The organism is Iamia sp. SCSIO 61187 (assembly GCF_019443745.1).
GTDB lineage: Bacteria > Actinomycetota > Acidimicrobiia > Acidimicrobiales > Iamiaceae > Iamia.
Map to the genome: position 1 here is coordinate 3971943 of NZ_CP050948.1, position 24693 is coordinate 3996635.

Below are 24693 nucleotides of genomic sequence, written 5' to 3' on the forward strand. Positions count from 1 at the left end.
GGCGTATCGCCATCGAGGCTGCCCTACGGCGCCGTCAGCAACGGCCGTTGGCATGCAGCGTTGACCCTATTTCGTGTCGTCTCCGTCGATCGTGAGGATGTGGCAGACGTCGTCGTCGCCGCACTTGGAGGGGTCGAGGGAGCGGCTGCGCCGGAGGAGTTGGTGAAGTTCGGCTTCGACTGCTGCGAGGTGCCGTTGGCGTTGCTGGACCTCGGAGAGTTTGGTCTCGAGGAGCAATCCGACGTGGCTGCACGGCACGGTGCCCTCGTCGCGGAGGTCGATGATGGTACCGATCTCTGCGAGCGTCAGCCCGGAGGCTTGTGCCGTGCGGATGAATCGCAGCCGGTGCAACGCAGCGTCGTGGTACAGCCGGTAGCCGTTCGTCGCTCGTTCCGGTTCGGGGAGCAGCCCTCGCCGCTCGTAGAACCGCACCGTCTCGGGGGGCACCCCCACTGCATCTGCCAACTCACCGATCCGCATTGCCCGATCCTACCGCTTGACCTTGATCCGCAGATCAAGGTCTACGGTCCGGTGATGGACGTGACGCTGCTCTACTTCGCCGACTGCCCGAACTGGAAGGTGGCCGACGGCCATCTCGCTGAGGTCGCCCGAGAGCTGCCGGACGTGACGATCACGCGACAACTGGTCAGCACCCCCGAGGATGCAGCGCGGGTCGGTTTCCATGGCTCGCCCAGCATCCTCGTGGACGGGGTCGACGTCTTCGCCCAGCCCGAAGATGATCCCGGCGGTCGGGTCGGCTTGTCCTGCCGGGTGTATCAGACCCCTGATGGCCCGGCTGGGTCCCCCACCCTGAGCCAGCTGCGAGCGGTGATGACCCGTGGCTGATCGCAAGACCCCCGTTGGCTTCATCGGCATGGGCGCCGCCATGGGCATCTGTTGCGCGTTCTCCATCCTGGTCCCGGTCGGCGTGGCCGGGGTCATCGCTGGGCTGTCGGTGGGCCATTGGACCTTGATCGCCGCCGCCGCCGCCGTCGCCGTCACGGCGATCGGGCTCCGCCGGCGCGGTCGACAACGCGACCGGTGTCAAGGGCCTGCTGAGCTCACCTCGACGCCGAGCGCAGAACATGCCCGATTGCCCTCGCCGGCGACTCGCCCCTCGACACGACCGACCGCGAGATGACGACCTCGTATGACTTGGTCGTGATCGGTGCGGGCATGGCCGGCGGCGCGGCGGCCAACAAATGCGCGTCCGAAGGCTGGCGTGTCGCGATCGTCGACGAGCTCCCCTACGGGGGCACCTGTGCGCTGCGGGGCTGCGACCCCAAGAAGATCCTGCGCCGGGGCGCCGAGATCATCGACAGCGCCAGGCTCATGAGCGGCAAAGGCATCGACTCCGCCGGGTTGACGATCAACTGGTCTGACCTGATGAAGCACAAGCACGGATTCACCGACCCGGCTCCGCAGAGCATGGAACAGGGGCTGATCCGCAACGGCGTCGAGACGTTCCACGGCACAGCGGCGTTCACTGCGCCGCACCTGCTCGACATCGACGGCGACACGGTCTAGTCGACACACTTCCTGATCGCCACCGGAGCACGCCCGAACACCATGGACTTTCCAGGCGCCGACCACCTGCTCGACAGCACCGACTTCTTGAACCTGGCCAGCCTTCCTACCCGGATCCTGTTCATCGGCGGCGGCTTCATCTCATTCGAGTTCGCGCACATCGCAGCCCGGGCCGGCAGCCGACCGGTCATCATCGATCGCGGCGAACGCCCTCTCAAAGGCTTCGATCCCGATCTCGTCGAGCTCCTGGTCGCCCGCAGCTCGGCCGTAGGGATCGACGTTCACCGCCAAACCGTCGTCACCTCGATCAAATCGACCGGCTCGGGCTACCGCGTGACCGTTGATCGCGCCGGCGACCAAACCGTGATCGAGACCGACCTCGTCGTACACGGCGCAGGCCGCAGCCCAGAACTATCGAGACTTGAGCTCGACGCCGCAGGCGTCGCCCACGGCGAGAGAGGCGTGAGTGTCGCCGGCCACCTCCAGAGCACCACCAACCCACGCGTCTTCGCAGCCGGCGACTCAGCCGACACCCCCGGCATGCCCCTGACCCCGGTCGCCGTGATCGAAGGCAAGGTCGCAGCATCGAACATGCTCAAGAACACGACCATCGTTCCCGACTACCACGGGGTGCCCACGGCCGTCTTCACGATCCCCGAGCTCGCCAGGGTGGGACTGCTCGAAGCAGACGCCAGGCAGAAGGACATCGATCTCGACATCCGCTACACCGACACCGCCGACTGGTACTCGAACTACCGCACCGGCGAGACGACCGCAGCAGCGAAGATCCTCGTCGACACCTCGACCGACACCATCGTCGGTGCCCACATGCTCGGGCCCGAGTACGGCGAGCTCATCAACTTCTGCGCCCTCGCCATCAAGCTTGGACTCACCACCAGGCAGCTGAAGTCGATGACCGCCGCCTACCCGACCGTCACGTCGGACCTCGGCTCCATGCTATGACGGCGCCGATCTTGCGTTCGAAAGGGCCCTGCTCGCCTTCGCCGCGTCGCGTCGCACCCTGGCCTCGGTCCCGCGCCCGCTTCGCCATGATCGTACCGAAGTGGTCCTGAGCGCCATCCCAAGCCCAAGTCAGAACGCGCTCGAGCTCGGCCCGTTGACCATACGGGCCTATGGGCTGGCGATCGGCTTGGGTGTCATCGTGGGCGTGGTCATCGCCCAGCGACGCTGGGCGGCTCGCGGTGGCGATCCCAGCGACATCTCAGGGTTGGCGGTATGGGCCGTGACGGTCGGTGTGGTGGGCGCCCGGGCGTACCACGTCCTCACCGACTACCAGCGCTTCGAGGGTCGCTGGCTCGATGCGTTCAAGGTCTGGGAAGGCGGACTCGGCATCCCGGGTGGGCTGCTCGCCGGGGTCGTGGCCGGTGTCCTGGTCGCCCGCCGCAGAGATCTGCCCGCGGCCGAGCTGCTTGACGTTGCGGCCCCAGCGATCCCCATCGCCCAGGCCATCGGAAGGCTGGGCAACTGGTTCAATCAGGAGCTGTTCGGCCGTCCGACGGACCTGCCCTGGGGTTTGCGGATCGACGCCTCCCGGCGACCCGATGGCTACCTCAATGACGCGACCTTCCACCCCACGTTCCTCTACGAAGCCCTGTGGAACCTCGCACTTGCGGGCGCCTTGGTCCTCTACGGAAGGCGCCGACCTGACGGGCCGCCGGGACGGATCTTCGCCCTGTACGTCGCCGGATACGCCGCCGGCCGTCTCTGGGTCGAGGCGCTCAGGATCGACGAAGCCTCTCTGATCGCCGGGGTCCGCGTGAACATCTGGGTGAGCGCCGCGGCCGGAGCGGTCCTGGCTGTCTGGTGGCTCATCCACCGCAGGGATGGCTCGCCTGCCGCACTCGACGACAGCACCCCCTCCACATCGTGATCGCGGCTCTCAGCCTCCTAGCCCGTCAGCTCGTCGAAGGTGGCTTGGACGGAGTCCTCGACGTCGAGGTCGAGATCGTCGAGGCCCTTGATGTAGGCGGCGTAGGCGCTTAGCACGGCCTGGCGGTTGCCGGCGGCTGCGTGCGCACGCATCAGTGCTTCGGCCAGACCGCTGTGGAGGGGCAGGGCGGCGGTGACCGAGTGAAGGACATCGGCGGCAGCCTCCGGCTCGCCGAGGTCGATGTACGTCTCGGCGCACTGCTGGGCGACCCCGGCGATGCGCACTTCCCACCGGTTCACCAGGTTCTCGACGTCGATCCAGGTGTACGAGGACCGGGCCCGACTCGGGTAGCTGAACACCTTTCCGGTCACGAGGCCCAGGGCCTCCCGGTAGACGTCGGCCGCTTCGGCTGGCGGAAGGTTGGCGGCCCGAGCAACACGCCGCTCGAACAGCTCCGTGTCGGTGACGAGCCGTGGCCCGGCGCTGTATCGCCCGTCGTGCGAGGTCGGGAGGTGGTTCGTCCCAACCCCGGCTCGGCACTGTGACATGAGGTCACGCAGCCGGCGACGGTGGTCGGCCAGGCCCGGCTCGCTCCAGCAGGCGTCCTGGAGCTGTTCCGAGGACACTGACCGGTGGATGGCGATGTAGGCGATCACGGCTGTCGGCTTGGGCGCGATGCCCTTGCGGCCGCCCTCGATCGTGATGTCGCCCAAGAGGCGGACGAGGACGTCGTACTCCGGCTCCGAGGTGTCGACCTCGTCGCCTTCGGTCTCGCCGGGGTCGGGCTCGGGCTCCTCGTCGGGATCTGGCCAAGGCAGCTCGACCGCCTCCGCGGAGCGCACGAGACGAGCGATGTCCGCGGCGCCCTCGGTGTCGACCATCTGGCCTGTGCAGGTGAGACCGAGGGCGGGGACGGTCACCACGCCGGCCCGGCACTCGATGGTCGTCGCCGGAGCATCGACGGCGCCGACGACGACCACACCGACGGTCGATGGCCGACAGGTCGTCAGCGCATCGAGCACGCCCTGCGGTGGCGCCGACGCAGCGATGACGGCCAGCGGGGCGAGGACATCGTGAGCCGGGTCGGCTCCACGGCCGACGAACCCGTTGCCCCAGCCGTTGGTCTCGATCGCCCGGTGGGTCTGCTCGACCCACACGCCGAGGTCTGCTGCGATGGCGTCCCAGTCGTCCACGACGGTGGCGTGGTCGAAGCCCTGGGTGACGCTCGGGTCGAGCAGCTCGCCGACCACGAAGACCTCGGGGGCGTCGGCGGTCGAGCGGAGCAGCAGCTCCATGGCCATCGACCGCGCCAGCTCCCGGCTCGCCTGGCCGTCGCCGATGAGGCTCACCAGCCCCTCGGCCTCGAGGTCGACATAGACCTGGCCGTCGTCGTCAGGCTGTCCCAGTGTGACGAGGAGCGGCACCGCGGAGATGTCGCCGGGCGGGAGGTCGATGGTCTGGTCCAGCGTCCACACACTGAACCGCCCCGGGTTCAGTGGAGGGCTGGTTGTCCCAGGATCGGGCGATCCTGGGTGTTCAGTTGACGGTAGTGGTCGTTCTCGAACTCGACGGGCGGCACGTAGCCGAGGCTGCTGTGGAGGCGGGTCTCGTTGAACCAGTGGACCCAGCCGAGGGTGGCCAGCTCGAGGTCTCCGACGGTTCGCCAGGGGCCGTCACGGTGGACGAGCTCGGTCTTGTAGAGGCCGATGGCCGACTCGGCCAAGGCGTTGTCGTAGGAGTCCCCGACGGTCCCGATCGACGCGACGGCTCCCGCGTCGGTGAGGCGCTCGGCGTAGCGGATCGATGTGTATTGGCTTCCAGCGTCGGAGTGGTGCACGAGGCCGTCGAGGCGGTGGCCGTCGCGGGTCCAGATGGCCATCTCCAACGCGTCGAGCGGCAGCTCGGTGGGCATCGATGTTGCGGTGCGCCAGCCAACGATCCGCCTCGAGAACACGTCGGTCACGAACGCCGTGTAGGCCATGCCGGCCCACGTGGCCACGTAGGTGAAGTCCACGACCCAGAGCCGGTTCGGCGCTGGGGCGGTGAAGTCCCGCTTCACCAGATCCGGGGGCCGCACCGCTGCGTCGTCGGCGCTGGTCGTGCGGACCTTGCGACCCCGGCGTGCGCCTTGCAGACCCTCAGCGCGCATCAACCGCTCGACGGTGCAACGGGCAACCTCGTGGCCCTCGCGACGGAGCTGGTGCCAGACCTTCCGGGCCCCGTAGACGCCACGACCGACCTCGAAGTGCACGCGCCTGATCTCGACGACCAACGCATCATCGGCGATCTGGCGTGCCGAGGGCGGGCGGGTCTTGGCCGCGTAGTAGGTGCTCGGGGCGATCGCCACGCCGTGGGCGGCCAGGACGCGGCAGATCGGCTCGACCCCGAAGCGGTCGCGGTGGTCGTCGATGAAGACGACTACCAAGGCAGTCGAGGGTCGAGCTCCCTCGCGAAGAAACTCGACGCCGCCAACAAGATCTCGTTGGCCCGCTTGAGCTCGTGGACCTCAGTCTCGAGATCTTTGATCCGCTGGGAATCCGAGGTCGTGGTGCCGGGCCGGCGGCCGGCGTCGATGTCGGCCTGCTTGCACCAACCCCGCAACGTGTCCTTGTTGACCCCGACCCGCTGGCCGATCCGGACCACCGCAGCGTTCAATGACAGCTCAGGATCTTGCTCCTGGGCCTCCCTCACGAGCCGCATGGCCCGCTCCCTCAGCTCGGCCGGGTACTTCCTCGGTGCTGGCATGACTCCACCTTTCCGTGGGATCAATGCCTCCACAAGACCCGGGGCGGTTCACTCTCCCCGGTTGCCCGATCGATCAGGCGTCGGCCACTCCGTGGACGGGAGGACGGGGTTGGGAGCATCGACCACGGAGCATCCGACGTGTCACCCCGCACCGAAGCGGGTTGAGTCCTCGCAAGGCGGGACGCCTCAGCACTACCCAAGGGTGTGATGGGGCATACATGAGATGTCATGAGAAGGCAGGAGCCGCGCATGACGCACCTCGTCGGGGGACGCACGATGTGACGACCGGCTCGGCGGGCTGGTTCCAAGCTCACCCGACGAGCCGCAGCTCGCGAAGGCGGCGCTCGGCCCGCCAGCGGCGCTGGCCGATGGCGGCGGGTGTGGTGCCCTGTTCACGAGCGAGTTCCACGAGCGTCTCGCCGTGGACCCTCGTCCGCACGATCATCGAGGCCGCCCTGGGCATGACGTGACCCTCGACCTCGGCGACGCGGAGCTGCTCGAACACCGAGCGAGCGATGACCTCGTCCTCGGGCGTGCGAGTCGGTGACGGTGGGTCGGACACCATCTCCGCCCACTCGCCCGGAGCCTCGATCCGGCGGTGCGCCCGGTAGCGCTTCTTCACGTCGAGCAGGACGTTGCCGGCGACTCTCCCTTCCCGGTCGACGGGGTAGGTGCGGATCCGCTCCCAGGCGATTGAGACCAGCTCCTCGATGGCGTTGTGATCGTCGTTGCCCGTCGTGCGGCCGAGGTGGAGACCCGGGGAGGAGGGCCTGGCATGGAGCGTCGGCGGCGAGTCGTCGTCGGCCGCCATGGTCACCAGCGCCCGGAGGACTGGGTTGGCCCGGTCGGCGTCGCGGCGAGCGGCGAGGACGTCGTCGAGGTCGACGAGCCCCGCCAAGGCCTCGTGCGTGTTGGCCCACCGGATGACGGCGCGGCGGGCGGCGGGGCCGGTGGCGATGCGGTCCCACTCTTGATCCAGGTCCTGTGCGATTCGAGCCATCGGTGGCCTCCTCGTGTCGATGAGCACGGGGAGGGTCTGATGGAGGCATCGTGCGAACCGTCGTGAGACGAGTCGTGCTCGCGAAGGTTCCCGCACGATCACGTCTCTCCGATGAGGGATCGGCGTGGGGTCGACGGCCTAGCGAGCCGTGGAACGACACCTGATCACCATCTCGCCGGCGGGCCACCCGGACCCCCGGGTCGCGCGCGCCGGCTTCGACCTCGAGCACGCCTACGTCGAGCGGTGCTGGGCACCGGTGCTCGGGCCGACGTCGACCGCCTTGCTCCGGCGCCTACCGGCGCTCTGGGCCGAGGCCGAGCCGGCGCGCATCGACTTCGGTGAGCTCTCCCGCTCCCTCGGCGTCGGCACGGGGCGGGGCGAGCACAGCCCGCTCTCGCGAACGCTGGATCGCCTCGTGCGCTACCGCTTCGCCCGCCAAGCAGCGGACGGCCAGTGGGAGGTCTTCCGCCAGGTGCGCCCCCTGGACACCCACCAACTCCGGCGACTGCCGGAGTGGTCTGACCTTCCCCCGGTTGCTCGGACACCGATCGTGTGAGGACGATGTCCTTGCCGAAGGGAGCCTCGAGTGCCGTTGCCTCATCCGCCGGAGTTCCGGCGTCGTGCTGTTGAGCTAGCCCGCCAGGTCGATGACGACGGCCAGCGTGTGCGACCGGTGAAGGACCTGGCCATGGAGCTGGGCATCTCGGAGTCGTGCCTGCGCAACTGGGTCGCCCAGGCCGACGTCGACGAAGGCCGCCGCGAGGGACTCACCACCGGTGAGCGGTCTGAGCTGGCTGAGCTACGCCGGGAGAAGCGCCGTCTGGAGCTCGAGAACGAGATCCTCAAGCGCGCCGCTGCCTACTTCGCTCGGGAGAACGTCCTCCCAAAATGATGTTCCCGGTGATCGCCGAGCTGGCGATCGAGGGCGTACCGATCAGGGTCGCCTGCCGGGTCCTCAACGTGTCGCCGTCGGGGTTCTACGACTGGCGGAACCGGCCACCATCGGCCCGTGCGCTCGCCGATGCTGAGCTGACCGCCACGATCCAGGACATCCACGCTGCTTCGAGGGGCACCTACGGCTCGCCTCGGGTCCATGCCGAGCTCCGCCTCGGCATGGGCCTGCGCTGCGGTCGCAAGCGCGTCGAGCGGCTGATGCGCCAGTCAGGGATCTGCGGGGTCCATCGCCGCAAGGGCACCCGCCGACGACCGGCGCCGGCCGTGCACGACGATCTGGTCCGTCGCCAGTTCCACCCGACCGGGCCCGACAGGCTCTGGGTCACCGACATCACCCAGCACCGCACCGACCAAGGCTGGGTCTACCTCGCCGTGGTCCTCGACGCCTGGTCCCGGCGCGTCGTGGGCTGGTCGATCTCTGAACGCATCGAAGCCGACATCGTCGTCGATGCCTTGGACATGGCCCGCTGGCGCCGCCGCTCAGCGGCCGGGACCGTGGTTCACTCCGACCGCGGAGCCCAATACACCTCCTGGGCCTTCGGCCACCGGCTCCGCCAAGCCGGCCTCCTCGGCTCCATGGGCCGCATCGGCTGCGGCCTCGACAACGCCATGGCCGAGAGCTTCTTCGGGTCCATGCAGATCGAGCTGCTCGACCGCCGCCGCTGGGCCACCCGAGACGAGCTCGCCACCGCCCTGTTCGACTGGATCGAAGCCTTCTACAACCCCACCCGCCGCCACTCCGCCCTCGGCTACCTCAGCCCCATCGCCTACGAACGAGCCACACCCCCGCCGCCACCGCGGCATGATCACCACACCAACCCCGTCCGGAGAACCGGGGGAAGGTCAGGTCCCGCCGGATGCACACCGAGCTGCTCGACCGGCACATCGCCGGCCTCACCTCCACGACACCAGCAGCTCAGCTCACCACCCGACTCGACCGCATCCAATCCCGCCGACCACCAGAACACCGACCCAACACCACCACTCCATCCAGACACCTCGAACCATGACCCCACCACGACCGAACAGCCACCCACACACCCGCCCATCCACCTCCCCACCGACCCAGCAGATACGACAGGCACACATTTGCGGGTTCCCCTTCGGGGAACCCGCCGACCGCCGTCGCCAAGCCGTCCGGTGAAGTTCACCGTCACCCCGCTCGGCGGGGGTCGGAGCGCTATCGCGCAGGTGGTCGATGGCATCGTCCGGTACCTCCAGCCCCGGCGGCGAGCGCCGGCCGTCCGTCGTCTGGGGCCGACGGTCCGTCGAGGTACTACGCCGACAGCGGCGAGGAGCCAGGGCGCTGGTCCGGGCGGGCAGCCGAGCTGGCAGGCCTCCGAGGCCGGGTGCGCACGGACGACTTCGCTGCGGTGCTATCGGGCCGTGATCCCGGGACCGGCGAACGTCTGATCACGGCCCAGGGCTCAGCGGGACGTCGACACGACCTCGGCGTGGGTCGCCACACGCTGACCACGCCGGAAGGCATGCACCTGTACGACGAGGCGGACGCCGCTGCCGCCCTCGGGTTGACCCGGTCAGAGGTGGGTCGGATGTTGTATGTCGGGGCGGCGCTCGCCGTGGCTCAACTCGCAGCGCCGGCCGAAGACGACGGCGTGGAGGATCGTGCGCTCAGTCGTGCTCGCGATCGTGCGCGCACGATGTCCCAGGTCAGAGGCTCGTATCTGGTGCCGATCCTCGCGGATGGACACCGATGGGTGACCGAAGCAGAGCTGGCGTCGTGCGACGTCGCTCGTAGCGCCGGAACCGATCCCGACGTAGTTCGGGCGCTCGGCGACGACGGCGACCAGCTGCCGATCGCCGAGGCCGCCCGCCTCGCCGGGGTCACGACCCGCTACCTCCGCCAGCTGGCCTGTCGCTACGAGGACGACGGACCGGAGATCGAGCGACGCCTTGCTGCCGGCCGTCTGCCGCGCCGTGCCTACCTGGTCGCGCACAGAGGCACGAAGGGTCGCTGGCTGGTGACGCGCCAGGAGCTGGCCGCCTTCCTCGAACGCCGGAGGCCGCCGTCGGTCCGAGTGGCATACGACGTGACGGCGACGACCGAGAAGTCCCTCGGCGTGCTCGCGCTCCTCGGTGACACCGCAGCGCGAGACGCGGTGCTCGGCTCGATCGAGGCCGGCAACGACTGGGCCATGGGCTGGCTCGAGGAGCACGCCGCCTATGGCCGCGTGGGCGGCAACCCGGTGAAGGCCGAGGGTTGGATGGTGGCCTCGTTCCGGCACCTGACGTCCCGCTCGTTGGACCCCTTCCCCACCACCACAACGTCGTGGCTAACGCCGTCACCCTCTCCGACGGGAGTCACCGCGGGCTCGACGCCCGCGGTCTCTATCGCCATGCTCAGGCCGCGTCCGCGCTGGCTACGGCTGAGATGCGCCACCAGCTGTCGGCCCGTCTCGGCGTGCGGTGGCGGCCAGGACGTCGCGGAGGATGGGAGATCGCCGGCATCGACGACCGCGTCGTGCGCGAGTTCTCGAAGCGGCGCAACGAGATCGACGACGCCCTCCGCGAGCTGGAACAGGAGATCGGTCGGGGCGCCCACCCTGGGGAGATCGAGACCATTGTCCTCCGCACCCGCCCGGCCAAGAGCCACACGCCGGTCGCAGAGCTCACATCCGAGTGGAGGGCGCGGGCCGCCGCTCTCGGCCTCGACCTCGATGCCCTGTCGCGGCTGGGAGGTCGGCCGCCCCAGGACGTCGAGCCCGACGCCGCCGAGGTGTTCGCCCTCTTGGCGGCGCCGGATGGGGTCTGCGAAGGGGGCTCGGTGTTCACACGGTCCGTCGCAGTCGCAGCGCTCGTCGACCTTCCGGTTCCCGACGAGGACGGCACTCCGCAGCCCCTGCTCGTCGGAGCCGCCCGTCTCGAGCGTCTGATCGACGACTTCCTTGCGTCCGAGCACGTCGTGTGCCTCGTCGGCTCGGGCGAACCGCTCTACACGACCGTCGAGGCCCTCGGCATCCAGGAACGCATCGCCGACCGCTACGAACTAGGCCTCCATGGCAGCGGCCATGCCGTGCCCGCTCCGGCGCTCACCGCAGCCCTGGGCGGACACCCCCACCTGACCAACGAGCAGCGCGCGTTGGTCCGCTCCTGGTGCGCGGGCGGACACCGCTTCCAGGCGGCCATCGGGCGTGCTGGCGCGGGCAAGACCACAACTGTGGCGGCTTGCGCAGACGCCTGGGCCGCCGCCGGCCACCGGGTCCTCGGCGCAGCAGTGAAGGGCGAGGCCGCTCGTACGTTGGCAGCGGCGACGGGCATCGAGTGCGAGACGCTCGCCTGGTACCTCGCCCACGACGACCCCGACGACCTCCCCCTCGACTCGCGGACCGTGCTCGTCATCGACGAAGCCTCGACGATCGGCGACCGCGACCTCGACGCGATCATGACCATGGCCGCCCGCACCGGGGCCTCGCTGCGGCTCATCGGCGATCCCGCTCAGCACGGCGCGGTGCCCGCCGGAGGCATGTTCCGCGTCCTGTGCGAACGACACCCCCCCACGACCCCCGAGCTGCGCACGACCCACCGGGTCCGCCATCCGGACGACCGAGCCGCAGCCGAGGCGCTCCGCGACGGCCGAATCGGCGAAGCCCTCGACCACCTCGAAGCCGCCGGGCACCTCCACATCGCCTCCGACGACCTCGCCATGTACCGCCAGATCCTCGGCCGCTGGTGGGACGCCCACCAGGCCGGGCTCGCCCACCCGATGGTCGATCGCCGCAACGCGACCCGACGCCAGCTCAACCGCCTCGCCCACCACCTTCTTCGAGCCCATGGCCAGGTCGCGGTGGACGAGGTCCCCGCCAGCGATGACCGCCGGTTCTCCATCGGCGATCGAGTCACCGCACGGGCTCCCGATCGAAGCCTTCACGTCCCCGGCGATCGGCGTGCCTACGTCCGCAACGGGGCCCTCGGCACCATCACCGCTACCCGACACAGCCCGACCGATCCTGGGGGCGACACGTTGACAGTCGCCTTCGACGGCATCGGCACCGTCGACGTCCCCCGGAGGTTCTTCGATCATCACGACCGAGACGGCCGTGTCGAGGTGGGCCTGGACCACGCCTACGCGCTGACGAGCTACGCCGTCCAAAGTTCGACCCACGCCGTGTCGACGAGTCGCATCGACCCCACCGCGACCCGGGCAGAGACCTACGTCGACATCACCCGAGGCCGCTCGGCGAACCACCTCTACCTCACGGCAGCAGCGAACCAGCTCGATGAAGAGGCCCTGCCGCGAGCGCCTGGCCCCTCGGCGGACGAAGCCGTCGAGCGACGCCTTGAACGCTCCACCGGCGAGCTGACGGCGTACGAGCTGGCCCACGTTGACGACGGACCCGCTGGTCGTCCGAAGCGCCCCCCCGAACTCCATCTGTGAGGTTCACGGACCCGCCAGGGCCTAGGCACCCCATGAAGACGCCACACCACAGCACCGAGGTGCTCACGATCGAGGAGGCAGCCGCGGTGCTCCGCATCAGCCGCGGCGCGGCCTACGCACAGGCCCGCCGCTGGCGCGAGACGGGTGGCCGGGAGGGCATTCCCTGCCTCCAGCTCGGCCGTACCCTCCGCGTCCCGATCGGGGCGTTGCAAGAGATGCTCGAACACCCCGAGTCGGCCAGTGTTCCGAACCTCGCCCGTCACCTTGAGACCGCCTAGCCGTGCTCGCCAGCCATGCGGGAATCAGCGTCACCCACGTTGGCCGCGTGTACGAGGCGCTGCGGAGCGAGGGTCAGGCCGAGTGCACCGGCGCCTACGAGTAGTGCCCCGCCGAGCAAGTAGACGGCTGCGATGCCGAAGCGGTCGGCTGCAAGACCTCCGACTCCGATGCTCAGGAGCCGTCCGGTCTGCCAGACCACATCGAAGAAGGCAAAGACCCGCCCACGCATCCGCTCGGGCACCGTGGTCTGCAGAACGCTGTTGTAGGTGACGTTGCCGGTGCTCGTCCCGACGCCGTACGCAGCGAGAGCCCCCAGCGCCACTCCGAAGGAGGTGCTGGCGGCGAGCACCACATCGACTACGCCTCGAAGGACGTAGGGGCCGAACAACCATCCTCGACGGCGCACGTCCTTCGCGATGCGCTGGAGGACGAGTGGCCCGACACCGGCGCCGACTCCTATCGCTGCGATCAACAGTCCGAACTGGCTCGCGCGGACATCGAGGTGATCCTCGGCGAGGACCACGAGGAGCGCAGAGGTCGCGCCGGCCGAGAGCGCTGCGAGACCCTGCACGCAGGCCAGCACCCCGAGGAACCGGCTCGAACGTATGGCCTTCAGACCTTCCGCAATGTCAGCGAGGTGCTTCCCCGCCGACCGAACTGGTTCGCGCACCATCGGAAGGCGGACCAGCAGGACCGCCGAGATGACGAAGGTGAGGGCATTGAGGAGGAAGGCAATCCGGGCCCCTGCCGTCGCGACGATCAGGCCGGCGACGGGTGCGAGGGCGATCTGGGAGATGACAGCAGCCGACCACACGGCAGCGTTGGCGCCCACGATGTCGTCTGGGTCGACCACTACTGCAGGGAGAGCGCTCCCAGCGGCCGGGTTGAACAGCACGGTGAAGGCCGAAAGCGCAAACGCAGCCAGGTACACGGCGAGGAGCTCGTCGTGGAAGACGGCCAGCCCTATGGCAACCAAGGCGCGCGCGACATCGGCGGACACCATGATCCGCCTGCGGTCGTAGCGGTCCACGAACGACCCGGCGATGAACCCGAAGAGGATCACCGGTGCGATTTCGAGAGCGACAGTGCCCGCGACCTTCACTCCAGAGCCGGTCAACTCGTACACGACGATCACGAGGGCCACTGAGTTGAAGGTGTCGCCCCAGCGAGAGACGGTCTGAGCAGCCCAGAAGCGACGGAACGCCGGTCGGCTCATCGCCCGCCGGAGCGGCGTCGCCCCGGAGCCGCGGCTGTCTGACTCGTCGTGGTGCGAGGGGGATCCGATGCGAATCGACGATAGAACCTTGTCCTAGGGGCAAGGTCAAGGAGCTTCCGATCATGTCGACGTCGAGCCTCACCATCGGGCAGGCCGCTGACCTCACAGGCCTCACTCCGAAGGCCATCCGGCTCTATGAGGCTCGCGGCCTCATCGGCCCAGCCTCCCGCACGTCAGGCGGATACCGCACCTATGGGCCGGAGGAGATCGCCGTGCTGAGGTTCGTGCGGCAGGCGAAGTCCATCGGGCTGCGACTCGAGGAGATCGGCCAGATCATCGACCTTCAGCGTTCCGAAGGGCGTCCCTGCGGGATGGTCGTCGAGCTGCTCGACCGCCGACTGGCGGGCATAGATCGGGCCATCGCCGATCTGTGTGCGGTGCGCGCGACGCTCAGCAACGCTCGTGACCAGGCAGAGCAGGCGATGCGGTCCGGGCGCGAAGCCGTTGTCTGCACCGTCATAGAGTCAGCTGCTCCGTGAACAGGACCGTCCGTTGCGGGACTGGACGATGGAAGCCGGGACGTGGTCGTGGCTCAGCGAAGGTTCAGCCGAGACCTGGCGCGCCATTGCGACGTCTAGCTGACCGCGCGCGTTATCAGACGCGGTCGAGAAGGGCGGCGAGGTCGGGCGGAACGGGCGCGGGCTTCATCATGGGGACCGTGGCTCGACCGCTGTTGCCGCTCGGATAGCGGCCGGCGAGGGAGCCAGGGCCGGCGACGATCAGGCGGACGACCTGGCCGATCGCCTCTCGTCGGTCTCGTTCTCGGAGGCCTTGGCGGAGCATGAGGCCATGCACCTTCACATGGGGCCAGGCCCATGGTTGGGAGAGGATGTGGGCTCGTTCGAGGTGGTCCCATCGGGCTTGGCCCTCGGAGTAGCCGGCTGCTTGCAGCTCGGCGTCGAAGGCGTTGCGCACCGCGTCAGGCATAGGTCGGCGGGCCATCAGTCGCACCCCGGGCAGCAGGCGTCGTCCGGCTCGTCGGCGAGGGCCGAGGGGGCGGCACAGCAGACCTCGCCGTTGAGGGCCTCGCGTCCTTCCTTGACGGCGACGGCGGCAATGACGAGGGCGGCGATGGGGTCGGCCCAGGACCAGCCGAGGACGCTGTTGGCGACGAGGCCGAGCAGCAAGACCGCCGAGAGGTAGGTGCACAGCAGCGTTTGCTTGCTGTTGGCCACGACGCTGGCCGAACCGAGCGCTCGGCCGGTTCGGCGCTCGAACCAGGACAGGACGGGCATGATCGCCAGGCTCAAGGCGGCGAGGACGATGCCAACGGTGCTGTGGTCCGCCTCGGCGGCGCCGAGCAGCGTGCGGAGGGCGTCGAAGGACACGTAGGCGGCAAGGGCGAAGAACGAGACGGCAACGAGCCGCAGGGCCGTCTGCTCTCGCGCTCGGTGGTCGGTGCCCGCAAACTGCCAGGCGACCGCAGCGGCCGAGAGCACCTCGACGGTCGAGTCGAGGCCGAACCCGACGAGCGCCGCCGAGCCCGCAACGGTGCCGGCGGTGATGGCGATGACGCCCTCGACGACGTTGTAGGTGATCGTCGCAGCCACCGTGAACCGGACCGGCGCCGCAGCACCGTCTCCCTGTTGGGGGTGAGTGCCGAGAACTGGACTGTGGTCATGTCTCGCTCCCGCACTCGGGCACTCGACGACCAGGGTGACGTCGAGCAGGTCTCGCAGGGCGTGGGAGAGGTGGCGGTCGGCCAGCTCATAGCGGAGTTGACGCCCCTCGGGTTGGGCGACGACGAGGCCGCAGCCGCGGAGGCAGGCGAGGTGGTTGCTGACGTTCGGGCGGCTGAGGCCAAGTTCTTCGGCCATGGCCGCCGGGTAGGCCGGGCCATCGAGGAGCATCAGCAAGATGCGGCAACGGTTCGGATCGGCCAGGGCCCGACCCAGTCGGCTCATGGCTTCGAGCCGTGTAGCGGTGTTCAGCACAGGCTGAACTATACCGCTCGCCGCTGAACTGTCCAGCGTCCGACCGGTAGCGTCGCCGCCATGGCATCCACCATGGTCGACGAAGGACCCGACGAGGTCGAGATCGCGCTGTTCGCCTACGAGGTGGCCAAGGTGCGCGCCGGGGCGATCACGGCGGCGATGGTCCATCTGGGTGATCGGCTCGGCCTCTACCGCACCCTGGCCGACCTGGAACGACCGGTGTCGTCGGCCGAGCTGGCCGACGCAGCCGGGCTGGTCGAGCGGTGGGTGCGGGAGTGGCTCTACAACCAGGCCGCTGCCGGACTGGTGCTCGTCGACGACGCCGAGCGCTTCTCGCTGTCGGCCGCTGGTGCGGTCGTCCTGGCCGACCCGGATCACGAGGCGAACCTGGCCGGGATGTTCCACTCGCTGCCCCAGACGATGCAACGGCTGGAGAGGCTCCCGGACAGCTTCCGCACCGGCGTCGGCTACGACTACGACGCTCACGGCCCCGACGGCGCCATCGGCATCGAGCGGACCTTCGAGCCGTGGATGCGAGCGCACCTCGTCGCCGACGTCGTCCCGCTCCTCGACGATGTCGTCGCTCGGCTCGAGGCAGGTGCGACGGTGGCCGACGTCGGGTGCGGGTCCGGCGGGGTCGTGCTCGAGCTGGCCGCCGCGTTCCCGGCCAGCCAGATCGTCGGTTACGAGATCTCCCACCTCGCCCTCGACCGAGCCGGAGCGCGGCTCGCCGAGCGAGGGCTGGCCAACGTCGAGTTCCGCCACGGCGGCGACGAGCCCATCCCCGACGACGGATCGTTTGCCCTCGTCGCCACCTGCGACTGTCTCCACGACATGACCGATCCCGCCGGCATGGCTCGCACCATCCGGGGTGCGGTGGCCGAGGACGGGACCTGGCTGCTCATCGACATCAAGGCCTACGACACCTACGCCGAGAACGTCGCCCACAACCCCGTCGCCGCCATGATGTACGGCGAGAGCGTCATGAGCTGCATGTCCTCCGGCCTTTCCGAACCGGGCGGCGCCGGGCTAGGCACCCTCGGGTTGTCGGCCCGCCGAGCCGAGGCGATCGCCCGCGACGCGGGCTTCACCCGCTTCCGCCAGCTCGACGTCGACCACGCCGTCAACGCCTTCTACGAGATCCGCCCCTAGCTCGGCGCAGCACCTCCGGGTCTTGCCTCAATCGGATCAACCGCCACCGGCGCCATCTTCAGGAGGGCGACAGCGGTCGATGATCTCCCTGAGCTCGTCGGGCAGCTCCGACGGTGCCTCTTCCTGCCTGTCGTTGATCTCGCGGAATTGCTCGTAGGTGAGGCCGCTGGGCGAGGTGATCTCCTCGTAAGCGCAACCGCACACATCCTCGGCGGTGTCGCCGTCGTAGGTCGGCCCATCGCCTGAGTCGTCCGTCAGGGCGGCGACGCAACCCTCCGTGAAGTTGCGCTCGGTGGTGGCGCCATAGTCGTCGGGGACATCTCGACCGCCTGAGCAGCCGGCGAGCATGGCCAGGGCGAGCAAGGTGAGGGGCCAGCGGAACCACGAGGTGGAAGCGTTCACAGGAGGGTCTCCCAGTAGGACCAGAAGCGGCGGGTGATGAGTCCGATGATGACGAGGAACCACACGGTGACGATGACCGCCTGGTAGTCGGTGACCAGGCGTCCGAGTCGGGCTGGTTGCGGGCGAATGGAACCGGTGCGGATGAGCATGGCGACGGTGGTGACGAACAGCGGGATCGTCACGGCCCACACCGCCATGCAGTACGGGCACAGGGCGCCGATGCGGTAGATGCTCTGGAACATCAGCCAGTGGACGAACCCGACGCCGAAGGTGGCGCCGGCACCGAGGCCGCGGAGTACCCAGCGGGGAAGGTGGGCTCCGGCGAGGAGCACGACACCGATGGTCATGATGATGGTGAAGCCGACGATGCCGATGATCGGGTTCGGGAACCCGAACGCCTCGGCCTGGTCGGTGGTCATGACCGATCCGCAGGAGATGATCGGGTTGATGTCGCAGGTGAGGATCCGGTCGGGGTCTTCGAGGAGGGCGATCTTCTCGACGAGGAGCGTCGCCGCAGCGAGCAGGCCGATGAGGCCGGCGACGACGAGACCGGCGGCGAAGCGCCGGCTCGGCGCGGCGCGGTCGGTGGTGCTCACGAGGCCAGCACCCGCCGCCGGCAACCCTGACGAAGCCGGCGGCGGGTGAGGGTCGCTCCCGGTCGCCTTCGTCCGCCGGCTGCCACCGGCGGTCGTGGCGTCGTCAGGGCGACAGAACGGGATGGGCTCAACGGCCGACGGCCTCGTCGAGCTGCGCGGTCAGGTCCTCGACGGTGCTCAGGTCAAGCTCCTCGCCGTCGAGGAAGAACGTCGGGGTGCCCGTGACGCCGAGATCCTCGCCGTCGGCCTGGTCGCGCTCGACTTTGGCCTCGGTAGCGGGGTCTTCGTACACCGCGCTGAACTCGTCCATATCGAGCCGATCTGCTCGGCGAGATCGAAGAAGTGCTGCTCCTCGGGGGTCTGCTGCTCGCCCCACGCGGGCTGAGTTTCGAAGAGCAGGTCGTACATCTCCTCGAACTTGCCCTGGGCGTTGGCGGCCTCGGCTGCTTTGGCGGCATTGACCGAGCTGGCGTGCAGCGGCATGTAGCGCACGACGATCTCCAGGTCGCCCTCGTAGTCCTGGCGGACCTGATCGACCACCGGCTTGACCGCTCGGCAGGCCTCGCACTCGAAGTCGAGGAACTCGACGAGCACTGGCGCCCCTTCGTCCGGGTGGCCAGGCGGATGCTGTCGGCCCGGCCAGGCGGTCGTCTTGCTCGGAACCGCCTGCGGCCGTCTTCTCCGGTTCGCCGTCGTCACCACCGAGGAGTGCGACGGCGGCGAGTGCGATGGCGGCGCACACGATCAGCGCGAGGGACATCTTGACGCTCTTGCTCATGGGGTAGTGGCTCCTGTCAGGGTTGGTTCGGAGGGGGTGGACGGTGCGGTGAGGTCGTCGTCTCGTCGAGCGGCGCGCACGAAGGTGGCGGCGATCACGGGCCAGATGAGGGGGAGGTTGCCGACCTTCATCAACACGCCGGCGGCCTGCTGGTCGCTGGCCGGGTCGATGCCGCCGACCCGCGGGGCGAGCTCGTAGAGGCGGTAGAGGGGATCGTCGGCGAAGGTGAGGAACCCGCCAGGGATCATGGGGACGAGCCCGGCGGCGAGGAACAGGTACCCGGCTTGGATGAGCGGCCGGGCGCGGTGTTCGGGCAGCGGGCTGATGATCGGCAGCCACATGACCAACCCACCGAGCAGCCACACCACGTCGAGGACGAACGATCCGAGCTGGGTGACCCGGACGGTGTCGACGGTCCAGGGGGCATGGGTGGCGAGCAGCACGACGTTGGCGACGACGGCGGCGATCAGCGGGTGCGACGCTGCCCGGAGCACCCGGCGAACCAGCCCCGCAGGGATCACCGACCGGGCCAGATCTTCGGGGACGGCGAGCAGCAGCATCGGCGCGGCGAAGAAGGTGTAGAGCATGTACTGGGCCATGTGGGCGGAGGCGAGGTAGCCGGAGCCGAGCGCTCCGACGGGCCAGTCCGTCGCGATCCACAGGGCGAAGAGGCCGGTGATCCAGGAGGCGCGCTGGCGGCCGGTGAGCCGCACCCCCGTCCGGCGGGCGCGAGCCCCGCAGAGACGACGAGGAGGGCCATGAAGGCCCACACCCCGGGGTAGGCCCGGGGCGTCCACGACCACGGCAGCCGGGTCGCTGAGCACCACCAGGTCATGGCGTGTCCTTGGTCAGGAGGGCGACGGCGTCGTCTGCGGTGACGACCCGGATCTCGATCGTCATGTCCTCGGCCCGGTCGAGGTCGAGGCGCAGGGACACGAGGTCGTCGGTGGTGACCTCGCGGCTGACGTCCTCGAGCATGATGTGCGCATCGCCGGGACGCAGGGCGCCGTCGGTCTCCCCGGCGATGTCGATGCCGTCTGTCGGCTCCATGACCGAGAGCCCGTCGCGCTCGGCGGTCTGGTGGAGGGTCACCTTCGCGGCCAGGCCGGCGCTGTCACCGACCAGGTCAGCGCCCGACAATCCGGTCAGCCCGGCCGTGGTTGTCGAGATCCAGGTAGACCGCCAGGGCCATCGAGCCCTCCGTGATGAAGGCGTCGATGACCTTCACGCGGTTGGCCTCGGCCGCGACCGAGCCGCCTCCACATCCGGCGACGACGAGTAGCAGGAAGGGCACGAACACCAGCGCGACGAGCGTCTTCACGTCTCGTCCCACTCGTTGCGGGCCAGGACCGGGAGATCGTCGATCCAGTCCTGTTGGCGGACGCGAAGGGGTACACGACGTGGGACTGGTCGTCCGCGGTGTAGGCGATGACCTGGGCGGAGTGGCCCACGAGGTAGTCGCCGCCGGGCTCCTCGGGTTCCTCGGTGATAGCCACCGACACGTTGGCGGCCTCCTGGGCGAGCCGCAGCTCCTCCTCGGTGCCCGTCAGGCCGACGAACTGCGGGTCGAAGCGGTCCAGGAACGTTCGGATCGCCTCCGGTGTGTCCGCGTTGGCGGTCGACGCCCACGAACACCACGGTCGGCGTGGGGACACCGGGTCGTTCGAGCGCGAAGGCCAGGTTCGACAGGTGGAGGGGGCAGACGTCCGGGCACGACGTGTAGCCGAAGAACAACAGGGTCAGCTCGCCCGCAGTCTCGTCGGCGAAGTCGTAGGGGCGGCCATCGGTGTCGGTGAGGGTGAACTCCGGTCGAGGCTGTGGCGCGCCGAGCATGGTGCCGTTGAGAGCTGACCGGTCCGGCTCCTCCATCGGGTTCTGAGCACGGAAGGCGACCGCGATGCCGAGGAGCAGGACGGTGACGGCGACGACGATGAACGGTGCTCGGGGGACCTTCGCCTTCGGCTTCGCGGGCGCCGAGGTCCTCTCGTCGTCGGCTCCGGTGTCGACATCGTCGGTGACGGCGTCGGGCATCAGGACAGCTCCTCGATGTAGGTGACGATGGCGTCGACCTGGTCCTGCTCGAGGCCGAGGTCGGGCATGATCGGCGTGAACCCGTCGACGACCTCGGCGTCGGGGTCCTCGATGGATCGGGCGAGGTAGGCGCGGTCGGCACGGACGGTCGAGCCGTCGACCAGGGGCACTTCAGACCCGGCCAGCCCCTTCCACGTCGGGCCCTGCTTCCGATCGCCGTTCGTGCTGTGGCAGGTCGAGCAGCCGAGCGAACCGACGAGGTCGGCACCATCGACCCGGCCCGCTCGCGGCTCGGTGTCACCCCCGCAGGCCACGAGCCCGATGGCGACGGCGAGAGCTGAGGTCGCGGCGCCGAGGGGGCGCATCAGGCGCGCACTCACGAGACGACACCCAACACCGAGGCACAGCGATCCTCAACCGACGAGCTCAGGATCACGAGGGTGACGACGGTGGTGGCGTTGAACGCAGCATGGGTCACGATCGCCGGGCCGAGCCGACCGGAGCGCGCCGTGATGGAGCCGAGCACGAGCCCGAACGCGACCAGCGCCGGGAGCTGGAGCAGCTGGTAGTGCACCGCCCCGAACACCAACGCCGTGGCGACGACTCCGACGGTTCGGCCGATGCCGGTCGTCATCCCCCGCTGCACGAACCCACGGAAGAACAGCTCCTCGACGAACGGGGCGCCTACGACGGTGATGGCGAACAGCACCACGACGCCGAAGGGGTCGTCGGCCTTGTAGGCCAGCTGGCAGGCGGGCTCTCGAAGCTGGTCGGTCGAGCGGCCGAGCACGTGCGCCCATGGGGAGGAGATGATCGGCACCAGGACCAGCTGGCAGGCGACGCCGATCGCGAGCCCGATGGGGACGTCGACGAGCCGGAACCGGAGACCGAGGTCCCGGAAGATCGACGCAGTTCGCCCACGTAGGACGAACGCGACCGATAGCGCCATGCCCACCCACAACGTGGTCTGCAAGAACGCGACCGTCACGAGCGAAGCCGAATCGGTGCTCTCCTCGCCCAATGCGGTCAGCAGCACCGACCCGAGGACGGTGCTGACGACGAGGGCGATCAGGGCAGCGGCGATCACCTCGCGCACGCCCCAGGCGGCCCGCTGTGGCGTGGTGACAGCCGGCTCAGAGGTCGTCGACACCGTGCTCCTTGCGGCTACGCCGAGCCGAACGGGCGATGACCAGCCCACCGACGACGAAGGCGAGCACGATCGCTCCCAGGATGACGGCGGCGACGACGCTTCCGTCCGAGGCGGACTGGGCCTCCGCGATCACGACGAGGCCTCATCGTCGACCGGTTCGACGTCGTCGTCCTCTCGCCGCCCGACTCGCCCCGCCACGACCCACGCCACGGCGGCCACGACGCCGGCCGCGAGCACGAGGCCGACGCCGATCAGCAAGAGGGGGCCCCGCCCGTCGTCGCTATCTCGCTCGGGAGGAACGTTGATCTCAGGCGACTCGGGGTACCCGTCGGGCAGGCCGATGCCGAGCCGGGCCCGTGCGGCCCCGTACTCCTGGATCTCTGACACCTGGCTCCGGGCCATCCGGTCCGCCAGCTCGCGCACATAAGGGTCACTGGCCTCCTTGGCCGCCTCCTCCGACATGTGGGCCCCACCCAGGTGGTGTCGGCTCATCAGGGCGAAGAACAGCTCGGCCGCCTCCTCCCCATCGAGCTCTTCAAGACGGGACAGCTCCTCGGCGCTCGCCAGGCCGGGCATCTCGTCTTCGGGGACCGGCATTCCCATCCAGCCCATGGCGTTGCCGTCGCCGAGAGGGTCCTCGTTGTAGCGGTACAGCGTGGCCTGCATCAGCCCGAACTCGAACTGCTGGGCGACGATGATCTCCTGGGCGTAGACCGCGACCTCCTCCGGCAGCTCGCCGGCCAATGCCGTGCGAGCGATGACCACGGCTTGGTTGTGGTGGGTGCTCATGTCCCGGAGGAACCCGACGTCGACGGCCGACGACGCCTGGGACTCGCGATCCCGGAAGGCGTAGCCAGCCGTGGCGCCGAGGAACAGCACCGCGACGACCAGCACGACGAGCTTGAGCGGTGTCATCGGGCCGAACCACCGCTCCCACCGTCCGGGGCGGGGTTCAAGGCTTGGTTGATCAGGTTCGTCCGCGCCTACTTGGGCGTCGGACTGCGAGGGGGCGTCAGCGGTGACGGCCATGTGCATCTCCACGTGCGTACGGGGCGCGCCGCAACCACGACGCTCCGTCCGGCACCACGCGGCGATGGCCGCGGCCCGCACGCTGCAAACAGCAGCGAGGGGCTAGATCAGGTGTGGCGCCGGCACATCGACCGGAGGTCCGCGCCGGGAGAGCGACGACAGCGCGACGATCTGCGCAGCCATTGCCCGGGCAACGAGATCAGCCGGCACGGCGGCCCAGGCCTCGCAGCGTCCGCGGCGCAGGCGGGCGAGGGTCCGACCCAGCCGGGAGGCGAGCCGCAACACGACCCAAGCCAGAGCGCCCGCAGCCGCGTGCGCCGCCACCGCCACCCAGAACCGCCCCGACTGCGCGGCGCTCCAGGGATCGGTCCCGGTCAGGGCGTGCTCGATGAGGTCGAGGCCCACGAAGGCGAGCACCTGCTGGACGATGAGGGCCAAGGGCCCCGTCGCGGTCGCACGGCCACGCCACCCATCCCGAGCTGCGGCGAGACCGGCCCACCCGGCCAGCGGAAGGCCGACGCAGAGGAGCGCCTGGAGGAGGATCGACCCCCATTCGCCGAGCTCTGCGGCCGGCTGGTGACCTGTCAGGACCGACGCCGCGAGATGGCCGACGACGAGGCCACCCGGGAGCACCATCAGGTGCCGGCGTCGAACTGTGGACATCACCGACCGCAGGGTAGGCGGCGCCTGACACCAGATCCCATCGGGGCCAGATGTCACGAGGCTTGCGAGCGCCGCCGCAGGATCATGTAGACGGCAACGCCAACGGCACCGAGTCCGACGATCAGCAGAGCAGCGACCGACACGCCACTGCTGCCGCCGTCGTCATCAGAGCTGGTCGCGCCGGTGGTCGGGGAGGCCGCCTCGTCGTCGGCGAGAGGCGGCGTCGTCGACGGCGAGGCGGGAAGGGATGTGGGCGGCTCGGCCGCCTCCGGGGTCGGCGTTGCAGGCTCGCCCTCTGCCGGGTTGTCGACAGCGACGATCTCGCCCAGCCGGTCCCGCCCCGGCGCGTCCGCCGCGACCTCGTCGATCGTCGCGGCGGACTCGGAGCCAGCCGCCAGGATCAGCAGACGTGGTGCGGGGTACTCGCCCTCGGGATCACCGTCGATCCACGCCAGCTCCTTGTCGCCCTCGCACATCTGCACCGCCGGGAAGGTCAACAGCTCGCCGACTGCGTCGGGCGCAGCGAACGTGATCGGAAACGCCCCCGCCTGATCCGCCGCGAGCAGACCGCCGCTCCACTTCAGGACCGTGTTCCCCTCGCCATCAGGCTCCGTCGACTGCTGCCACCCGTCCACCGCACCGGCGGTGGCGCCTTCCACCGGCGCCCGAACGCTTACCTCGATCGTCGGCTCCCCAGCACACCCGTGCGTCGGCCGAAACGTCACCGTCGCCTCTCCCCCAGCTGGAACAGCCACCGTGTCGGAGTCGGTGTGCGCTCCGCTCGGGGTGGGCAACAGCAGCAGGGTGGCGACGGAGATGAGCGGGGCGGCGAACACCTTCACTACGACCATGTCGCCGCGTTCCGCCGGCTGGTTCCCCGAAGCTCCTGC

Annotated in this window: 25 protein-coding genes, 8 pseudogenes and 1 other annotated feature; of the genes and pseudogenes, 10 read left to right on the top strand and 23 right to left on the bottom strand. The window is 69.4% G+C overall.

Annotation, left to right across the window (positions count from 1 at the left end):
- Positions 1 to 66 precede the first annotated feature (66 nt).
- The gene (locus tag HC251_RS19075) at positions 67 to 480 is read right to left on the bottom strand and encodes a heavy metal-responsive transcriptional regulator (protein WP_219942193.1); all 414 of its coding nucleotides are present in this window, start codon (positions 478 to 480) and stop codon (positions 67 to 69) included.
- 54 nt (positions 481 to 534) lie between these two features.
- On the opposite strand from HC251_RS19075, the gene HC251_RS19080 reads away from it, so the two are divergent.
- From HC251_RS19080 to lgt, 3 genes and pseudogenes are all read left to right on the top strand, one after another.
- Positions 535 to 846 (top strand): thioredoxin family protein, encoded by a 312-nt coding sequence (locus tag HC251_RS19080; RefSeq protein ID WP_219942194.1) that lies wholly within the window; start codon positions 535 to 537, stop codon positions 844 to 846.
- Positions 847 to 1137: 291 nt separating this feature from the next.
- A pseudogene (locus HC251_RS19090) lies at positions 1138 to 2490 on the top strand (NAD(P)/FAD-dependent oxidoreductase).
- 100 nt (positions 2491 to 2590) lie between these two features.
- Positions 2591 to 3418 carry a prolipoprotein diacylglyceryl transferase gene (gene lgt, locus HC251_RS19095; RefSeq protein WP_219942197.1) on the top strand — a complete coding sequence of 276 codons (828 nt, stop codon included), beginning with the start codon at positions 2591 to 2593 and terminating at the stop codon, positions 3416 to 3418.
- A 17-nt stretch (positions 3419 to 3435) separates the two neighbouring features.
- Here lgt and HC251_RS19100 read toward each other — a convergent pair whose 3' ends face one another.
- From HC251_RS19100 to HC251_RS19110, 3 genes are all read right to left on the bottom strand, one after another.
- Complete coding sequence (locus tag HC251_RS19100) at positions 3436 to 4893, bottom strand: bacterial transcriptional activator domain-containing protein (RefSeq protein WP_219942198.1); 1458 nt, start codon at positions 4891 to 4893, stop codon at positions 3436 to 3438.
- A 17-nt stretch (positions 4894 to 4910) separates the two neighbouring features.
- Positions 4911 to 6163 (bottom strand): IS3 family transposase gene (locus HC251_RS19105; protein WP_255566485.1). Its coding sequence is split into 2 segments (ribosomal slippage): positions 4911 to 5878 and positions 5878 to 6163, totalling 1254 coding nucleotides; the frame shifts between segments, so codons are not numbered across the junction.
- Positions 5751 to 5878: a sequence feature (AL1L pseudoknot), on the bottom strand. Its footprint overlaps the gene before it by 128 nt.
- 310 nt (positions 6164 to 6473) lie before the next feature.
- The gene (locus HC251_RS19110) at positions 6474 to 7163 is read right to left on the bottom strand and encodes a hypothetical protein (RefSeq protein WP_219942199.1); all 690 of its coding nucleotides are present in this window, start codon (positions 7161 to 7163) and stop codon (positions 6474 to 6476) included.
- Positions 7164 to 7311: 148 nt separating this feature from the next.
- Between HC251_RS19110 and HC251_RS19115 the strand changes: the two genes are divergently transcribed.
- The 5 genes and pseudogenes from HC251_RS19115 (at position 7312) to HC251_RS19135 (ending at position 12791) form a co-directional block, all read left to right on the top strand.
- Positions 7312 to 7719 (top strand): hypothetical protein, encoded by a 408-nt coding sequence (locus tag HC251_RS19115; RefSeq protein ID WP_219942200.1) that lies wholly within the window; start codon positions 7312 to 7314, stop codon positions 7717 to 7719.
- A gap of 30 nt (positions 7720 to 7749) precedes the next feature.
- Positions 7750 to 8894 (top strand): annotated as a pseudogene (locus HC251_RS19120) (IS3 family transposase); the annotation flags it as partial.
- A 542-nt stretch (positions 8895 to 9436) separates the two neighbouring features.
- Positions 9437 to 10719: pseudogene (gene mobF, locus HC251_RS26355) on the top strand (MobF family relaxase); the annotation flags it as partial.
- Between the two features lie 432 nt (positions 10720 to 11151).
- Entirely contained in the window at positions 11152 to 12513 is a 1362-nt protein-coding gene (locus HC251_RS26360; protein ID WP_370651312.1) for an ATP-dependent RecD-like DNA helicase, read from the top strand.
- A gap of 32 nt (positions 12514 to 12545) precedes the next feature.
- Positions 12546 to 12791, top strand: coding sequence for a helix-turn-helix domain-containing protein (locus HC251_RS19135; RefSeq protein ID WP_219942202.1), 246 nt, complete (start codon positions 12546 to 12548; stop codon positions 12789 to 12791).
- Here HC251_RS19135 and HC251_RS19140 read toward each other — a convergent pair.
- Positions 12788 to 14008, bottom strand: coding sequence for an MFS transporter (locus tag HC251_RS19140; RefSeq protein ID WP_219942203.1), 1221 nt, complete (start codon positions 14006 to 14008; stop codon positions 12788 to 12790). The two genes, HC251_RS19135 and HC251_RS19140, sit on opposite strands and share 4 nt — an antisense overlap.
- A 122-nt stretch (positions 14009 to 14130) precedes the next feature.
- Here HC251_RS19140 and HC251_RS19145 point away from each other — a divergent pair, with 122 nt between their 5' ends.
- On the top strand, positions 14131 to 14547 hold the full coding sequence (locus tag HC251_RS19145) for a MerR family transcriptional regulator (protein WP_219942204.1): 417 nt from the start codon (positions 14131 to 14133) through the stop codon (positions 14545 to 14547).
- A 115-nt stretch (positions 14548 to 14662) separates the two neighbouring features.
- Here the strand turns inward: HC251_RS19145 and HC251_RS19150 are convergent, their stop codons facing one another.
- From HC251_RS19150 to HC251_RS26365, 3 genes and pseudogenes are all read right to left on the bottom strand, one after another.
- Positions 14663 to 15010 (bottom strand): DUF3703 domain-containing protein, encoded by a 348-nt coding sequence (locus tag HC251_RS19150; RefSeq protein ID WP_219942205.1) that lies wholly within the window; start codon positions 15008 to 15010, stop codon positions 14663 to 14665.
- Positions 15010 to 15689, bottom strand: a pseudogene (locus tag HC251_RS26080) (cation transporter). The gene HC251_RS19150 and the pseudogene HC251_RS26080 overlap by 1 nt, the downstream one beginning before the upstream one ends.
- Positions 15690 to 15759: 70 nt before the next feature.
- Positions 15760 to 16170: pseudogene (locus HC251_RS26365) on the bottom strand (ArsR/SmtB family transcription factor); the annotation flags it as partial.
- Between HC251_RS26365 and HC251_RS19160 the strand changes: the two are divergent.
- Complete coding sequence (locus HC251_RS19160) at positions 16063 to 17154, top strand: class I SAM-dependent methyltransferase (protein ID WP_219942207.1); 1092 nt, start codon at positions 16063 to 16065, stop codon at positions 17152 to 17154. The pseudogene HC251_RS26365 and the gene HC251_RS19160 sit on opposite strands and share 108 nt — an antisense overlap.
- A gap of 36 nt (positions 17155 to 17190) precedes the next feature.
- Here the strand turns inward: HC251_RS19160 and HC251_RS19165 are convergent, their stop codons facing one another.
- The 15 genes and pseudogenes from HC251_RS19165 to HC251_RS19225 all read right to left on the bottom strand — a co-directional run bounded on the left by HC251_RS19165 (position 17191) and on the right by HC251_RS19225 (position 24645).
- Positions 17191 to 17556: a hypothetical protein gene (locus HC251_RS19165; RefSeq protein WP_219942208.1), complete on the bottom strand. Its 366-nt coding sequence runs from the start codon at positions 17554 to 17556 to the stop codon at positions 17191 to 17193.
- Positions 17553 to 18152: a vitamin K epoxide reductase family protein gene (locus HC251_RS19170; protein WP_219942209.1), complete on the bottom strand. Its 600-nt coding sequence runs from the start codon at positions 18150 to 18152 to the stop codon at positions 17553 to 17555. The genes HC251_RS19165 and HC251_RS19170 overlap by 4 nt, the downstream gene beginning before the upstream one ends.
- 127 nt (positions 18153 to 18279) lie before the next feature.
- Positions 18280 to 18462 (bottom strand): DsbA family protein, encoded by a 183-nt coding sequence (locus HC251_RS26370; protein ID WP_370651260.1) that lies wholly within the window; start codon positions 18460 to 18462, stop codon positions 18280 to 18282.
- Positions 18463 to 18563: 101 nt separating this feature from the next.
- A pseudogene (locus tag HC251_RS26375) lies at positions 18564 to 18854 on the bottom strand (DsbA family protein); the annotation flags it as partial.
- 72 nt (positions 18855 to 18926) lie between these two features.
- Positions 18927 to 19757 carry a cytochrome c oxidase assembly protein gene (locus HC251_RS19180; protein ID WP_370651261.1) on the bottom strand — a complete coding sequence of 277 codons (831 nt, stop codon included), beginning with the start codon at positions 19755 to 19757 and terminating at the stop codon, positions 18927 to 18929.
- Between the two features lie 4 nt (positions 19758 to 19761).
- The gene (locus tag HC251_RS19185; protein WP_255566488.1) at positions 19762 to 20022 is read right to left on the bottom strand and encodes a copper chaperone PCu(A)C; all 261 of its coding nucleotides are present in this window, start codon (positions 20020 to 20022) and stop codon (positions 19762 to 19764) included.
- Between the two features lie 34 nt (positions 20023 to 20056).
- Positions 20057 to 20251: a hypothetical protein gene (locus HC251_RS19190; RefSeq protein ID WP_219942213.1), complete on the bottom strand. Its 195-nt coding sequence runs from the start codon at positions 20249 to 20251 to the stop codon at positions 20057 to 20059.
- 148 nt (positions 20252 to 20399) lie between these two features.
- Positions 20400 to 20585: pseudogene (locus HC251_RS26380) on the bottom strand (SCO family protein); the annotation flags it as partial.
- Positions 20551 to 20961, bottom strand: a pseudogene (locus HC251_RS26385) (SCO family protein); the annotation flags it as partial. The pseudogenes HC251_RS26385 and HC251_RS26380, both read right to left, overlap by 35 nt.
- Positions 20961 to 21341 carry a cytochrome c family protein gene (locus tag HC251_RS19200; protein ID WP_219942215.1) on the bottom strand — a complete coding sequence of 127 codons (381 nt, stop codon included), beginning with the start codon at positions 21339 to 21341 and terminating at the stop codon, positions 20961 to 20963. The pseudogene HC251_RS26385 and the gene HC251_RS19200, both read right to left, overlap by 1 nt.
- Positions 21338 to 22111 (bottom strand): CPBP family intramembrane glutamic endopeptidase, encoded by a 774-nt coding sequence (locus HC251_RS19205; protein ID WP_219942216.1) that lies wholly within the window; start codon positions 22109 to 22111, stop codon positions 21338 to 21340. Before HC251_RS19205 ends, HC251_RS19200 begins: the two co-directional genes overlap by 4 nt.
- Positions 22095 to 22244: a hypothetical protein gene (locus HC251_RS19210; protein ID WP_219942217.1), complete on the bottom strand. Its 150-nt coding sequence runs from the start codon at positions 22242 to 22244 to the stop codon at positions 22095 to 22097. The genes HC251_RS19205 and HC251_RS19210 overlap by 17 nt, the downstream gene beginning before the upstream one ends.
- Positions 22241 to 23026 (bottom strand): DUF305 domain-containing protein, encoded by a 786-nt coding sequence (locus HC251_RS19215; protein WP_219942218.1) that lies wholly within the window; start codon positions 23024 to 23026, stop codon positions 22241 to 22243. Before HC251_RS19215 ends, HC251_RS19210 begins: the two co-directional genes overlap by 4 nt.
- Positions 23027 to 23242: 216 nt before the next feature.
- Positions 23243 to 23806 carry a hypothetical protein gene (locus HC251_RS19220; RefSeq protein WP_219942219.1) on the bottom strand — a complete coding sequence of 188 codons (564 nt, stop codon included), beginning with the start codon at positions 23804 to 23806 and terminating at the stop codon, positions 23243 to 23245.
- A 50-nt stretch (positions 23807 to 23856) separates the two neighbouring features.
- Positions 23857 to 24645 (bottom strand): DUF1775 domain-containing protein, encoded by a 789-nt coding sequence (locus HC251_RS19225; RefSeq protein WP_219942220.1) that lies wholly within the window; start codon positions 24643 to 24645, stop codon positions 23857 to 23859.
- Positions 24646 to 24693: the final 48 nt, after the last annotated feature.